Genomic DNA, 13,893 nt, shown 5'->3' with positions numbered 1-13,893 from the left:
TTATTTTATTGAGTCATGAACCATCAAGCGGTTTTTCCCGCCCCGTTTCGCGCTGTAGAGCGCTTCGTCTGCCTCATGCACAAGCTCTTTCAGCGATTTTCTTGTTTCTGTCGTCCAGCAGGAGATACCGCAGGAAATGGTTACCTCGGGTTTCGTATTTTTTCTGACCGCGTAAACCAGTCGCTCGGTAATCCGTTTCCCCACTGCAACCGGCACATTTGGCAAATAAATCGCCAGCTCCTCTCCTCCCCAGCGGGCACCGACATCATGCTTTCGGATGTTGCTTTTAATCACTGAAGCGACTTGAATTAAAATCTCGTCCCCAGTCTGATGGCCGTACGTATCATTTACATTTTTAAAATTATCAATATCAACAAGAATAAAAACACCCTTTTGGTGGATTTTCATGCTGTATTGAATTTTTTCATCTAAATACACTCGTGAATACAGTTCAGTCAGCTGATCTGTTTTCACAAGGTGCTCAAGACGGTCGCGAAGCATTGAATTGGTTACAGCCAGTGTCGCGTGATGAATCAGCGCCTGAAACAGCTTGTACATTTCAAATGTAAAAGCGTACAGCTCCTGTTTCAATAAAACCGCGAAGCCCAGAAGCCGGTCGTTTTGAATCATCGGAGCAGCCATCAGCGAGCCGTACCCCGCCTTCCCAAAAACAGACTGGCCATTCCCGATGAAAACCCCTTTTTCACCTTCATACAGCTTTTCTTTCAGCTCATTATAAAAATCTGACGGTTTCGCTTCTTTAAAAAATGCTGTGCTGCCTGGAAGCAATGTTAGGTTTTCAAAATGGTCTATATGAAAAAATCCCACTTCTTCTGCCTGAAACGATTCTGCCATTCTCACAGCCAGATCATTCATTGTATCAGTCAGTGTCAGCCGCTGATTCAGGCGGCGTGATGTTTCATTAATCAATTCCAAATTTGCGATGCTTGCTTTGGATTGTTCGTAGAGCTGGGCATTTTCAAACGCTTTTCCCGCCGCGTTTGCTAACAGCGACATTTCATCAAGGCAGGCATCAGTAAGAAAGCTGTCACCCGTTCCCTCAGCCTTCAACACCCCGTATGTGCCCTGCTGTCCTTTGATCGGAATATAGGCGACAGATTCATTTTTCCGCAAAATGTCTCCGGACAAATACACTTTGAGCGCAAAGGAATCGGATTTTTCCCCTTCCATATACAGCTCTTTTGCAGGTATCCCTAAACATTGGTCTTGATCGTGCGATATAAATAAAGAAAACTCAAAAAGAGAAAATGTGCTGGTCAAGCTTTCTAAAAGCTGCTTCAGCACATCTGTCTGATCAAGCAGTGAATGGAACAGCTCTGTCATTTTGTATATCTTTTTTTGGTAGATCGTTTTGTTATAGAGTCTTTCCTGTTTCATCGACTGGTTTAAAAATGAAGCAACCACGTCCGGAAGCCCTTCAGGAATCTCTTCATCCTGCCTGCACGCAAGATGAAAACGCCTGCCGGAGCCGTCCTCAATCAGATAACATGAAGCGTTTATTTTTGAAGCGGAAAAACGCGCTTCACCATCTGCCAATTTTGTCACAAAGCCTGATGGTGACGGTGTAAGCGAAACACAAAGGGTTGAAAAATAGGTTTGAATAGCCGAAGTCAGCCATATGAAAGAGTCGGTGAATGTGACTTTTTCAGATTTGGTTAATAAAAAATCGAGCATATGATAATGAAAGGCGGATAATTGATCTTTAGTTTGTTCTACCATATTTTTATCACCTAAAAGTTTACCACTAATTTTTGTTTATTATATCATAAACGGTGAAGCAATAATGGAGGAATGGTTGACTTCAAAACAAATAAATTATATAATGACCTTTGTGTGAAATATTGCAGCCTTTTTGTTCAGCTTCTATGTTTTCATTTTGTTCCTTATCAATAAGGTGTATCGTGTAACTCTCTGCTGCTGGAGCGAGGATACATGAAAACAAAATGTGCATGGTCGAATAGAGCAGACGGTTTTTATTTTCCACAAAAATAAAACCAAAGGAGGAGTCACATTATGGCTCGCTATACAGGTCCATCTTGGAAACTGTCCCGCCGTCTAGGAATCTCTCTTAGCGGTACAGGAAAAGAATTAGAAAAACGCCCTTACGCTCCAGGTCCACACGGTCCAGGACAACGTAAAAAATTATCAGAATACGGTTTGCAATTGCAAGAAAAGCAAAAGCTTCGTCACATGTACGGTGTAAACGAACGTCAATTCCGCACTTTGTTTGACAAAGCTGGCAAACTAGCTGGTAAACACGGTGAAAACTTCATGATTCTTTTAGATTCTCGTCTTGATAACGTTGTGTACAAGCTAGGTTTAGCACGTACTCGCCGTCAAGCTCGCCAATTGGTTAACCACGGTCACATTCTTGTAGACGGAAGCCGCGTTGACATCCCGTCTTACCTTGTGAAACCTGGTCAAACAATCGGTGTTCGCGAAAAATCAAGAAACCTTTCTATCATCAAAGAATCTGTTGAAGTGAACAACTTCGTTCCTGAATACCTTACTTTCGACGCTGAAAAGCTTGAAGGTACTTTCACTCGTCTTCCTGAGCGTTCTGAACTTGCTCCGGAAATTAACGAAGCGCTTATCGTTGAGTTCTACTCTCGTTAATCGTTTTAAAAACCCCTGCCGCTATGCGGTCGGGGTTTTTTTATCGTCTGTTTCGTCATTCGCCTCTTGCTGGCCAACACTATCTTGCGCCTGCTGATCCCAGTAATCCTGCTGCAGCCGTTCTTTTGCAATCGTACACATGAGATTCACACTTTAGCGCTCCTTTCATTTAAAAGGTGGTGATTGGTCGTGTTTGCCCTATCTAATATACTCTTTTCCTTTCATTCCTATGCGGTAAACAAAAAGATCCTTTGCCTTCAATGGCAAAGGATCTTTTTCTTATTTATACGTCACAAGGAAGTATTTTTTCTTCCCGCGGCGCAGAACAGTAAATTGATTTTCGATACGGTCTTCTGCTGATAGGGTATAATTTATTTCCGTCTGGCGTTCGCCGTTAATGTAAACAGCTCCATTTTGGATGTCTTCACGCGCTTGGCGTTTAGAAGGAGATAATTTAGATTGCACCAACACATCTACAAGTGAAAGCTCTTGGGTGCTGTCAACTTCCATAGAAGGAACATCTTTAAAGCCTACCTTTACATCTTGAGCGGAAAGCTCTTTAATATTGCCGCTGAACAGCGCTTGGGAGATGTTGATGGCTTGCTCCAGCGCCTCGCGTCCGTGAACAAGCGATGTCACTTCTTCTGCCAGGCGTTTTTGCGCTTCACGTTTTTCTGGCGCCGTTTCTGTTTTTTCAGCGTACGCTTCAATTTCCTCTTTTGAAAGGAACGTAAAGTATTTCAAGTATTTGACAACGTCACGGTCGTCTGTGTTGATCCAGAATTGATAGAATTCATATGGCGATGTTTTTTCTTTATCAAGCCAGATCGCACCGCCTTCCGTTTTTCCGAACTTCGTGCCGTCTGCTTTTGTGACAAGCGGAATCGTAAGACCGAACGCTTTTGCTCCTTCTTCTTCCGATTTTCTGATCAGTTCAAGACCGGCTGTGATGTTGCCCCACTGATCGCTTCCGCCGATTTGCAGTTTACAGTTTTTGTCTCTGTAAAGATTTAAGAAATCATAAGATTGAAGAATCATGTAGCTGAATTCCGTGTACGAGATGCCGGATTCAATTCTTGAGCTGACCGTATCTTTTGCCAGCATGTAATTGATGCCGAAATTTTTACCAACGTCACGAAGGAAATCGATCACATTCATTTTGCCGATCCAGTCAAAGTTGTTCGCGATGACAGCTGGGTTTTCTGCTGCTTCAAAATCTAGAAATCTGGACAGCTGGTTTTTGATTTTTTGGGACCATTCGGATACGATGTCAGCAGTGTTTAATGTACGCTCTGCTTTTTTTCCGCTTGGATCACCGATGAGGCCCGTCGCGCCCCCCACAAGCGCAATCGGATGATGCCCTGCAAGCTGAAAACGGCGAAGTGTTAAAATAGGCAGCAGGTGTCCGATATGCAAGCTGTCTGCTGTCGGGTCAAAGCCTGAGTACAAGCGGATTTTTTCTTCATTCAGCTGTTTATTTAACCCTTCTTCATCTGTCATTTGCTGAATCAATCCGCGGAAGGATAAGTCTTCAAGTAAGTTAGTCATAAGATAAAGCTCCTTTTTTGATTAAAATAAAAAACGCCCCTTCGTTTACACGAAGGGACGATTGATTATCGCGGTACCACCCTACTAATAAGAGAATGCAAACATTCGTCTTATCACTTTGCCTGATAACGGATCAGGTCCGTTCTTTCACTACTGAAAGCCTGGCCGGCTTTGTTTGCAAAAGCGGTTCATGAGTGTATTCGATATATCCGTCTGTGCTGATTTTCACCGGCCATCAGCTCTCTGGAACGTAAGGATATTCTACTTGTCTCAATCTTTACCTTTTCATATGAAGCTATATCATTTTTAACATAAATAAAATCCTGTGTCAACGCCGCCTTTTAATCCTCCATTGTTGACAGATCTCCAGCCGGCAGATTAAGCTCCCATGCCTTCAGCACGCGCCTCATGATCTTTCCGCTTCGGGTTTTCGGAAGCTTCTCTTTAAATTCGATCTCACGCGGAGCCGCATGGGCTGCAAGACCCTGCTTTACAAATAGGCGGATCTCTTCTTTCAGTTTATCAGACGGCTCAAATCCTTCCCTGAGTGCAATAAAAGCTTTAATGATTTCTCCACGCACCGGGTCAGGCTTTCCGATTACGCCTGCTTCTGCAATAGCCGGATGTTCGACAAGCTTGCTTTCCACTTCAAATGGGCCGACGCGCTCACCGGAGGTCATGATGACGTCATCAACTCTGCCTTGGAACCAAAAGTATCCCTCTTCATCCATGTAAGCAGAATCCCCAGACACATACCAGCCGCCCGGCATGAAATACGATTCATACTTTTCAGGGTTATTCCAAATGGTATGCATCATGGAAGGCCAGCCCTTTTTGATGGCGAGATTGCCCATTCGGTATGGCGGTAGCTCGTTGCCTTGATTGTCAACGATCGCTGCCTCTACTCCTGGAATCGGCTTACCCATTGAACCCGGTTTAATATCCATGCAAGGATAGTTGCAGATGAGCTGACTGCCCGTTTCTGTCATCCACCATGTATCATGAATTCGTTTGTTAAAAACTTTATGTCCCCATCTGATGACTTCCGGATTTAGCGGCTCACCGACACTGAGCACATGCCGGAGTGAAGTTAGATCATATTTCGCAGCCATTTCATCTCCCGCACCCATCAGCATCCGAAAAGCGGTCGGCGCGCTGTACCAGACATTGACGCCAAGCTGTTCAATCGTACCATACCAGCTTTCCGGGCTGAAACGTCCACCGACGATGACATTTGTCGCTCCGTTCAGCCACGGTGCAAAAATGCCGTATACCGTACCTGTCACCCAGCCTGGATCAGCCGTGCACCAATAAATGTCTTCTTCCTTTAAATCAAGGACCCACTTTCCTGTTTGATATTGCTGAATCATCGCTTCATGGACATGCAGCACGCCCTTTGGCGTACCAGTGGAACCTGATGTATAGTGAAGCAGAAAGCCGTCTTTTTTATCCATCCATTCGATATCCAGTCTTGTGCTTTCCTGTTTCGCTGCTTCATCATAATTGATGATATTCGTGCCGCTCTCAGCCTCTCCCCCGACTACGAAGACATGCTGCAAGTGAGGCAGTTTGTCTACCGGTATTCTCTCCAGCAGCTCAGGTGTTGTGACAACAACCTTTGCCTCACTGTTTTCAAGCCGATCTTTCACCGCTCCCTCCATAAATGCTTCGAACAGCGGCCCGGCGATGGCGCCAATTTTGATTGCGCCAAGCATAATAAAATAAAGCTCGGGTGATCTCGGCATAAAAATAAAAACGCGGTCCCCTTTTTCCACATTTCCATACCGTCTCAGCACATTCCCGGCTCTGTTTGATTCTTCCTTCATTTCTTTAAATGTGTATTTTTCATCCCGTTTTGCGTCTTTATAATAAAGCGCTACTTTGTTTTTTCGAAACGATTCGGCATGGCGGTCAATCGCTTCATACGCCGCATTCAGTTTCCCTGTCTCATGCCAAGAGAAATGTTTCTCTGCCTCGGCCCAATCAAAATGCCGGTACGTTTCTTCATAGTTTTTTAAGTTATGATCCCCCTCTATTGCTGGTAACGCTTTCAAATTCATGCCCAAACATCCCCCTTTGCTGAAGTTGTCACAATTATTATAGTATATATTCATATTCTTCTCAATTTTTAAAATATAAACCATGTTGAAAACGCTTTATAATTTGGTATTCTTAAAGAAGGCATGTATTTTTGATAAGAATTGATGGGACGGTGAATTAGTGGAACATCATAAAACATACCATTCAGCAAACATCAAAACAGCAACTGGCTCTTTACTGATAGAAGGGCCTGTCTCTCCAGAGGATTTGGCAGGTTATGAGTTTCATAAAGATTTAACCGCATTTCGCCCGCCTCGCGAGCAGCATGAAGCGCTAGTCGACATTGCAGGCCTTCCCGAAGGGCGCATTATTATTGCCAGAGACGGCCGAACCATTGTCGGCTATGTCACGTATTTATATCCTGACCCGCTCGAAAGATGGTCTGAAGGAAATATGGAGGATTTGATTGAGCTCGGAGCCATCGAAGTAGCGCCGGACTATCGGGGATGCGCTGTCGGAAAGACGCTCCTGACCGTCAGCATGATGGATGAACAAATGGAAAACTACATTGTGATGACGACAGAATATTACTGGCATTGGGATTTAAAAGGGATGAAAAAAGATGTGTGGGAATACAGAAAGATCATGGAAAAGATGATGAATGCAGGCGGATTGGTCTGGTTTGCAACGGATGAGCCGGAGATCAGCTCCCACCCTGCAAACTGTCTGATGGCCCGCATTGGAAAAAACGTCAGCCAAGAATCAATTGAGCAATTTGACAGGCTCCGTTTTTATCATCGTTATATGTATTAACTGACACTGGCAAAGGGGAAAAAATAATGATTGTTGAGCAAATCATGAAAAGAGATGTCATTACATTAACGAAGACGGATACGCTTGAACAAGCAATATGCAAACTGAAGGAATTCCATATCAGGCATCTGCCTGTTGTAGATGAAGAACGACACGTGATCGGCATGATTACAGACAGAGACATGAAACAGGCCAGCCCGAGTATTTTTGAAGAAAACAAACGAAGCCTATTTCTCACACGAAGCGTAGATTCAATTATGAAAAAGGATGTTGTCTGCGCCCATCCGTTAGATTTTGTCGAAGAAATATCAGCCGTGTTCTACGAGCATGGCATCGGCTGCCTTCCAGTGGTACACCATCAAAAATTAATAGGCATTTTAACAAAAACCGATTTGCTGCGGACGTTTGTCAAATTGACAGGCGCTGACCAGCCGGGATCGCAAATTGAGATAAAAGTAAACGACATCACCAAAAGCCTCGCTGAGATCAGCAGTCTTTGCCAAGACCTTCAAGTGAAAATATTAAGCGTGCTTGTTTATCCGCATGACGATCCCGGTGTAAAAGTGCTTGTCTTCCGTGTAAAAACGATGAATCCGCTGCCGTTTTTGCAGGCATTACAAAGAAATGGACACCACGTCGTATGGCCGTCAGAGCAAAGGGACCTGCTATGAGAGACAGTGTATTTATCTATTCTCCATCCTACCAAACCTATATGTTTCATCAGGAGCATCCCTTTAATCAGCAGCGGGTTCTGTTAACATATGATTTGCTTAAGACGATCAATGCCTTTGATGATGGAGACATTGTCACCCCCAGACTCGCTTCAGAAGAGGAGCTTTCCCTTGTCCACACGGACGATTACATTCAGGCCGTAAAGCTTGCGGGCGCCGGAAAGCTTCCCGCTGAAGAAGGAGAAAGCTACGGGCTCGGCACTGAAGACACACCCGTCTTTGCCGGCATGCACGAAGCGGCATCACTCTTGGTCGGCGGCACTTTAACGGCCGCAGACTGGGTCATGTCAGGACAAGCCCTGCATGCGGCAAACCTTGGCGGAGGGCTTCATCACGGCTTTCGTGGGAGAGCTTCAGGGTTTTGCATATATAATGACAGCGCTGTGGCGATTCAATATATCCAGAAAAAATACAGATCCAGGGTACTTTATATTGATACCGACGCCCACCACGGGGACGGTGTGCAATTTACATTTTACGATAATCCTGACGTATGCACGCTGTCCATTCATGAAACAGGAAGGTATTTATTCCCTGGAACCGGTCAGATCCAAGAAAAAGGCAGCGGAAAAGGATATGGCTATTCCTTTAATATCCCGCTTGACGCTTTTACAGAGGATGATTCTTTTCTTGAGGCTTACCGGACAGCAGCTTCAGAAGTCGCCGCTTATTTCAAGCCCGATGTCATTATCAGCCAAAACGGCGCCGATGCCCATTACTACGACCCGCTGACGCATTTATCAGCAACAATCAATATATACGAAGAAATCCCCCGTCTTGCACACACTTTGGCTCATCAATATTGCGGAGGGAAATGGATTGCAGTCGGAGGCGGCGGATATGATATTTGGCGTGTCGTGCCCCGCGCCTGGGCCAGAATATGGCTTGAAATGAAGGGAATTGACCCGGGACACGAGATCCCGCCGGAATGGATTGCTAAATGGCAAAAACAATGCCCCGTGGCCCTTCCGTCGAGCTGGAGCGATCCGGCTGATTTATATCCTCCGATTCCCCGCAAGCCTGAAATCACAGAAAAAAATGCCCAAACTGTCAGCAAAGCATTATATGCGATACGTTCTGAACAGCAAAGAACAAAGTAAAAAACGACCTTTACGAAGAGGTCGTTTTTGATTTTTTTATCACTATTTCCACACGCCGATTTTCCTTCATGTGTTCATTTGTCTTGTTATCCTTCACCGGCTTTGTATCCGCATAACCGACAGCAATAAAGCGCTTGGAGGGAAGCTTCTCTTTAGACGTGAAGTATTGAATCACTCCACTTGCCCGTGCTGCTGATAGCTCCCAGTTCGACGGGTATCGGTATGTCGAAATGTTTCGGCTGTCTGTATGCCCCTCCACCTGAATGTCATTTGGAATTGTTTGAAGAAGAACGGCAATTTGGTGAAGAAGTGTTTCGGCATTTTTCAGCACCTTTGCCTCACCTGTATCAAACAGCACAGCCTCCTGAAGAACGAGCACGACACCGCGTTCATCCCGTTTGGCTGTCATTTGGGCCTTTAAATGATTGTCTTTTATATATGTATTTACTTTCTTGAGAAGCTGATCCTGCTGATCCTCTTGCTTCTTCGTATCAGATGGGGATGTATTCTTTTTTTCTATGGATGTTTGGTCCGGCTGAAGCCCGTTGCCTTCCTTCTGGATCGAGTCCACTGCCGCTTTAAATTTTTGCAGATCGATTTGGGACATCGAAAAGAGTAAAATAAAGAACACAAGGATCAAGGTGATCAAATCTGTAAAGGTTACCATCCAGCTGGATGAAGATTGACTGTTTTTTCCGCTTCCATTCCTTCTTTCAAAACGTTCTCTTCTAAGCTTCATGTACAGATCCCTTTTTTGTTTTTACTTGTTTTGGCTGCTTCTGCCATTCTTCCCGTGAGCTGAAAACGACCAGCTGGCTTTCAAGGTTGCGCGGGTTTTTTCCGGATTGAACACCGATAATCCCTTCCACCATTACCTGCTTGATGAAAATTTCACTTTCTGTTTTCTCTTCAAGCTTAGCCGCGATCGGGTTGAAGACCATATTTGCCAGTAATGAACCATATAAAGTCGTCAGAAGCGCAATGGCCATGTTTGGTCCGAGCATATGCGGGTCATTTAAGTTTTTAAGCATCAGCACAAGCCCGACGAGTGTTCCGATCATTCCCCACGCCGGAGCGAATTCTCCCGCTTTTTCAAAAACTCGCCGCCCTTTTCGGTGCCGTTCCTCCATTGCTGCGATTTCTGAATCCATGACGAGCCGAATCGTTTCTTCATCCCAGCCGTCAATCGCTAAAAGCAGCCCTTTTTTCAAGAATGGATCTTTGATTTCCCGAGCCTGATCATCCAATGATAAAAGCCCGTGTTTTCGCGCGTGATCGGAAAGGGAAACAAAGGTTTTCACAAGATCTTTCACATTGTCTTCCTGGCGGATGAATGCCTGCTTTAACACAGAGGGCGCTTTTTTCAGCTCTCTTGGCGGAAAACTGATAAAAACAGCGGCGCAAAGTCCCCCTGTTACGATGAAGAAAGAGGTCAGATCAAGAAAAGAGCGGAAACCGCTTACTCCAGATCCCGAAATAATCCCGATAACAATAATAATCGTTCCTAACACAAATCCAACAGGTGTAAGATAATCAAAACGTTTCATCATTTCTCCCCATGAAAAAAGCAAGAATTCACCATAAAGGTGAAGCTTGCTCTTTGTTTTTCTTATGACTTGGTTGACTTTCTAAGCTCTATACGGTGCGGCAGTTCGACGATATGCTCTTCAACCGGCTCTTTATTCATGAGCTTCGTCAGCAGTCTCATCGCAACGGCGCCGATATCATATGTCGGCTGAACAACTGTTGAAAGCTGCGGACGAACCATGAGGCTTAATCTTGTATTATCAAAACCGATAATGTCGAGATCCTCCGGAATGGATAAGCCCTGATCCTGAGCGGCATGGATAATGCCGAGTGCCATTTCATCAGTTGCAGAAAGAATGGCTGTCGGTTTTTTATCCAGGCTCATCAGATGCTGCAGTGCTTCGAGTCCGGAATCATATGTGTAATCCCCTTCAGCTACAAATTGTTCATTAAACGGAAGGTTCGCTTCTTCAAGCGCACGTTTGTAGCCTTGGAGTTTTTTTGAACGGTTGATCGGTTCTGCCATTGGTCCGGAAACGAATGCGATGTCTGTATGTCCTTTATCAACCAAAAGCTTCACAGCATCATAAATCGCCTGTTCGTAATCGATAGCGACTGACGGTGTTTCCTCCTGCTCTTCTACAGAAGCGGCAAGTACAATCGGCACTGGGGAACGCTTAAATTCCGCCACATGCTCGTCCGTAATGTTTCCGCCCATAAACACGATGCCGTCCACTTGTTTGCCGAGCATTGTGTTTAACAAGTGCAGCTCTTTCTCCATGTTTTGGTCAGAGTTGCTCAAAATAATATTGTATTTATACATTGTCGCGATATCTTCAATTCCGCGTGCAAGCTCTGAATAGAAAATGCTTGAGATATCGGGAATGATGACACCTACAGTTGTTGTTTTTTTACTTGCCAGCCCTCTTGCCACCGCGTTTGGACGGTAACCGAGACGTTCAATGGCTTCCAAGACTTTTTTCCTCGTTGTCGGTTTTACATTCGGGTTGCCGTTCACGACACGGGAAACGGTTGCCATGCTTACATTAGCTTCTCTCGCTACATCGTAGATCGTAATATTGCTCATCCTAAAACCACTCCTTTTACTGGATACACTTATCCTTATCTATAGCATAAACACTTTATGTAGAGAAATGTCATAATGTCCGAATTTATGTCGTTTATGATTTGTAAGCGTAAGTCAGTAGTGTACATTATTTTTCATTATTCATCAAATTTAATTACTTCTCATGAAATTATACACGTTTTTATAGATGATGAAAACGTATACTTGGTTTTTATAACTAAATAAACGAGAAAGCATAAAAAAAGGCCGCAGGCGCGGCCTTTTGGATTGTTCAATTAAGCGTTGACTTTCACCATTGGCTTCAGTTCATTCAGCCATTTTTCGAATTCAGGAATCGCCATTTGCTGAGCAGAGTCAGAAAGTGCGACTGACGGATCAGGGTGAACCTCAGCCATTACGCCATCTGCACCGATCGCTAAAGCGGCTTTAGCTGTCGGAAGCAAGAGGTCACGGCGGCCTGTTGAATGCGTAACATCAACAAAGACTGGCAAATGCGTTTCTTGTTTCAAAATCGGCACAGCTGAAATATCCAGCGTGTTTCTCGTTGCTGTTTCATATGTTCTGATTCCGCGCTCACAAAGGATAATTTGGTCATTTCCTTGTGACATGATGTATTCAGCAGCATTGATGAATTCAGAGATCGTTGCAGCAAGACCGCGCTTCAGAAGCACTGGCTTTTTCACGGCGCCGGCCGCTTTCAGCAATTCGAAGTTTTGCATGTTGCGCGCTCCGATTTGAATGACATCAATGTAGTCCAGCGCTTCTTCGATATGAGCCGGAGTTACGATTTCACTGATAACCGCCAGATCAAATTCATCCGCTACACGTTTTAAAATTTGAAGGCCTTCAACACCAAGCCCTTGGAAATCGTATGGGCTCGTACGAGGCTTAAAGGCTCCACCGCGCAAAATTTTAATCCCTTGTTTTTTCGCAGCCGCAGCGACTTCAGCTACCTGCTCATAGCTCTCTACCGCACATGGGCCGACAATGAATCTTTGCTGGCCGTCTCCGATTTTTTCGCCTTTGATATCAACAATTGTATCTTCAGGTTTTTTCTTGCGGGAGACAAGCAGCGCTTTGCTGTGATCTTCTTCCTGAAGCTCTAAACCGGCTTTGAATATCTCTTTAAAAATGTGCTGGATGGTTGAATTTTCGAACGGCCCGTCATTGTTTTCAATGATATTGTTTAACATTGTGCGTTCTCTGACAGGATCAAATCGGTTGACACCCTGTGCTTCCTTCGCTTTACCGATCTCTTTTACAACATTGCCGCGTTCGTTGATTAGTTTTAAAATTTGTAGGTTTAATTCGTCTGCTTTCTGCCTTAAAAGCTCTAACTCTGTGTTGCTCATTTTTTTCATCCTTTCCCTGCACATTCATTTTTTATTTTGTAGTTATCATGCATCTTACTATAAGTAATTCCAAATGGAAATACTGAAATACAAAAAATTTTATAAAAACTCTACTTTATTACCCAAACGCTTTTAAGTGATAAAGTAATCTATGAAGCTATCCTACATGATGTGAGGGCAATGTTCAAGGGTTTTTTACAAAAAAAAGCGCCAGATGTTATCTGGACGCTTTTTTCTATGACAAATGCTGCTCAATAGCGGCTTCTGTAATTTGTGAATGTGAGGTATGCCATTTCACTTCACCGTTCTGGATGATGAATATCTGAGGGCTTTCATGCTTGACCCCATATGTTTCTGCAATGAAATTGGACAGCGGCCGGGCTTCTTGTACTTGAAGATAGTAAGCCGGCACATCCTCATGCTGATTTGCAAAGGCATCAAACTCATGAAATGCTGCCTGGCTGATCGGGCATGTGGTGCTGTGTTTAAAGAAGACGAAAGCGCCTTCCTGTTCTGCAATCCGTTTAAATTCTTCCTCAGATTGAATAAGCTGTTTAGCCATGACTCAAGCTCTTCCTTCCCTGCTCAGCGATTCAACTGCTCAGCCTGTTTTTGTGCATCTTTCAGTTCGTCTTTTACATCTTCTTTCGTCTGGAGGACTTGATCTTTTGTTTCATCAGCCGCCTGCATCGCTTCTTCCCTCATATCCTGCATTGCAGTCGATGAATCCGTTTTGTCAGATTTGGAACGGTCTCTTAAATCCTTTACCTTGTTCATGATCTGTCCAGACTGATCCGCTACAAGCTGTGTGATGTTGGAAGTTTTGTCTTTTGCGATGCTGACATATTGCGTGCCTTTTTCCTTCGCATCTGCCGTCATTTTATCAGTTTTGTCCCGTAAAGCAACAGCCTGGCTGCCGAGATCGTCGCGAAGTTCTTTACCTGATTTAGGCGCTAGAAAAAGAGCTGTAGTGGCACCGATGATTCCCCCGATTAAAGTTCCGATTAAAAAATCTTTACTATTAATTCCATCTTTGCTCATCATTATTCCTCCTCTTA

14 protein-coding genes and 1 other annotated feature are annotated in these 13,893 nt (G+C 44.3%); of the genes, 4 read left to right on the top strand and 10 right to left on the bottom strand.

Translation table 11 applies throughout. The annotated features are described in order from the left end of the window. Window positions 1–1,740: a diguanylate cyclase domain-containing protein gene (locus M1D94_RS06170; protein WP_456270457.1), complete on the bottom strand. Its 1,740-nt coding sequence runs from the start codon at window positions 1,738–1,740 to the stop codon at window positions 1–3. A gap of 294 nt (window positions 1,741–2,034) precedes the next feature. Here M1D94_RS06170 and rpsD point away from each other — a divergent pair, with 294 nt between their 5' ends. After that, window positions 2,035–2,637 (top strand): 30S ribosomal protein S4, encoded by a 603-nt coding sequence (gene rpsD, locus M1D94_RS06165; protein WP_003229304.1) that lies wholly within the window; start codon window positions 2,035–2,037, stop codon window positions 2,635–2,637. 21 nt (window positions 2,638–2,658) lie between these two features. Here the strand turns inward: rpsD and sr7p are convergent, their stop codons facing one another. The 3 genes from sr7p to acsA all read right to left on the bottom strand — a co-directional run bounded on the left by sr7p (window position 2,659) and on the right by acsA (window position 6,245). Further along, window positions 2,659–2,787, bottom strand: a complete 129-nt coding sequence (gene sr7p, locus M1D94_RS06160; protein ID WP_015714524.1) for a small protein SR7P — start codon at window positions 2,785–2,787, stop codon at window positions 2,659–2,661. Between the two features lie 129 nt (window positions 2,788–2,916). After that, window positions 2,917–4,185 carry a tyrosine--tRNA ligase gene (gene tyrS, locus M1D94_RS06155; RefSeq protein WP_014480566.1) on the bottom strand — a complete coding sequence of 423 codons (1,269 nt, stop codon included), beginning with the start codon at window positions 4,183–4,185 and terminating at the stop codon, window positions 2,917–2,919. A 50-nt stretch (window positions 4,186–4,235) separates the two neighbouring features. After that, window positions 4,236–4,472, bottom strand: a binding site (T-box leader). Window positions 4,473–4,526: 54 nt separating this feature from the next. Continuing rightward, window positions 4,527–6,245 carry an acetate--CoA ligase gene (acsA, locus tag M1D94_RS06150; RefSeq protein ID WP_038828850.1) on the bottom strand — a complete coding sequence of 573 codons (1,719 nt, stop codon included), beginning with the start codon at window positions 6,243–6,245 and terminating at the stop codon, window positions 4,527–4,529. A 160-nt stretch (window positions 6,246–6,405) separates the two neighbouring features. Here acsA and acuA point away from each other — a divergent pair, with 160 nt between their 5' ends. From acuA to M1D94_RS06135, 3 genes are read left to right on the top strand one after another with little or no spacing between them, the layout of a single operon-like run. Next, window positions 6,406–7,038 carry an acetoin utilization protein acetyltransferase AcuA gene (gene acuA, locus M1D94_RS06145; RefSeq protein ID WP_003229296.1) on the top strand — a complete coding sequence of 211 codons (633 nt, stop codon included), beginning with the start codon at window positions 6,406–6,408 and terminating at the stop codon, window positions 7,036–7,038. A gap of 26 nt (window positions 7,039–7,064) precedes the next feature. After that, a complete protein-coding gene (locus M1D94_RS06140; RefSeq protein ID WP_086344203.1) occupies window positions 7,065–7,709 on the top strand; it encodes an acetoin utilization AcuB family protein in 645 nt (214 codons plus the stop codon). After that, entirely contained in the window at window positions 7,706–8,869 is a 1,164-nt protein-coding gene (locus M1D94_RS06135; RefSeq protein WP_015714526.1) for an acetoin utilization protein AcuC, read from the top strand. The genes M1D94_RS06140 and M1D94_RS06135 overlap by 4 nt, the downstream gene beginning before the upstream one ends. Before the next feature lie 10 nt (window positions 8,870–8,879). Here the strand turns inward: M1D94_RS06135 and motS are convergent, their stop codons facing one another. The 6 genes from motS to M1D94_RS06105 all read right to left on the bottom strand — a co-directional run bounded on the left by motS (window position 8,880) and on the right by M1D94_RS06105 (window position 13,876). Next, entirely contained in the window at window positions 8,880–9,608 is a 729-nt protein-coding gene (motS, locus tag M1D94_RS06130; protein ID WP_003229290.1) for a flagellar motor protein MotS, read from the bottom strand. After that, a complete protein-coding gene (motP, locus tag M1D94_RS06125) occupies window positions 9,598–10,416 on the bottom strand; it encodes a flagellar motor protein MotP (protein ID WP_014477672.1) in 819 nt (272 codons plus the stop codon). Before motP ends, motS begins: the two co-directional genes overlap by 11 nt. 62 nt (window positions 10,417–10,478) lie before the next feature. Beyond that, complete coding sequence (gene ccpA, locus M1D94_RS06120; RefSeq protein WP_003229285.1) at window positions 10,479–11,483, bottom strand: catabolite control protein A; 1,005 nt, start codon at window positions 11,481–11,483, stop codon at window positions 10,479–10,481. A 275-nt stretch (window positions 11,484–11,758) separates the two neighbouring features. Beyond that, on the bottom strand, window positions 11,759–12,835 hold the full coding sequence (locus M1D94_RS06115; protein WP_003223454.1) for a bifunctional 3-deoxy-7-phosphoheptulonate synthase/chorismate mutase: 1,077 nt from the start codon (window positions 12,833–12,835) through the stop codon (window positions 11,759–11,761). 235 nt (window positions 12,836–13,070) lie between these two features. Next, window positions 13,071–13,397 (bottom strand): bacillithiol system redox-active protein YtxJ, encoded by a 327-nt coding sequence (ytxJ, locus tag M1D94_RS06110; protein WP_014480571.1) that lies wholly within the window; start codon window positions 13,395–13,397, stop codon window positions 13,071–13,073. A gap of 23 nt (window positions 13,398–13,420) precedes the next feature. Next, window positions 13,421–13,876 carry a YtxH domain-containing protein gene (locus M1D94_RS06105; RefSeq protein WP_004398549.1) on the bottom strand — a complete coding sequence of 152 codons (456 nt, stop codon included), beginning with the start codon at window positions 13,874–13,876 and terminating at the stop codon, window positions 13,421–13,423. Between the last annotated feature and the right edge of the window lie 17 nt (window positions 13,877–13,893).

The organism is Bacillus sp. JZ109, from assembly GCF_053903135.1.
The sequence above is the reverse complement of the archived record's forward strand: the minus strand, read 5'-3'. Positions and strand labels throughout refer to the sequence as shown.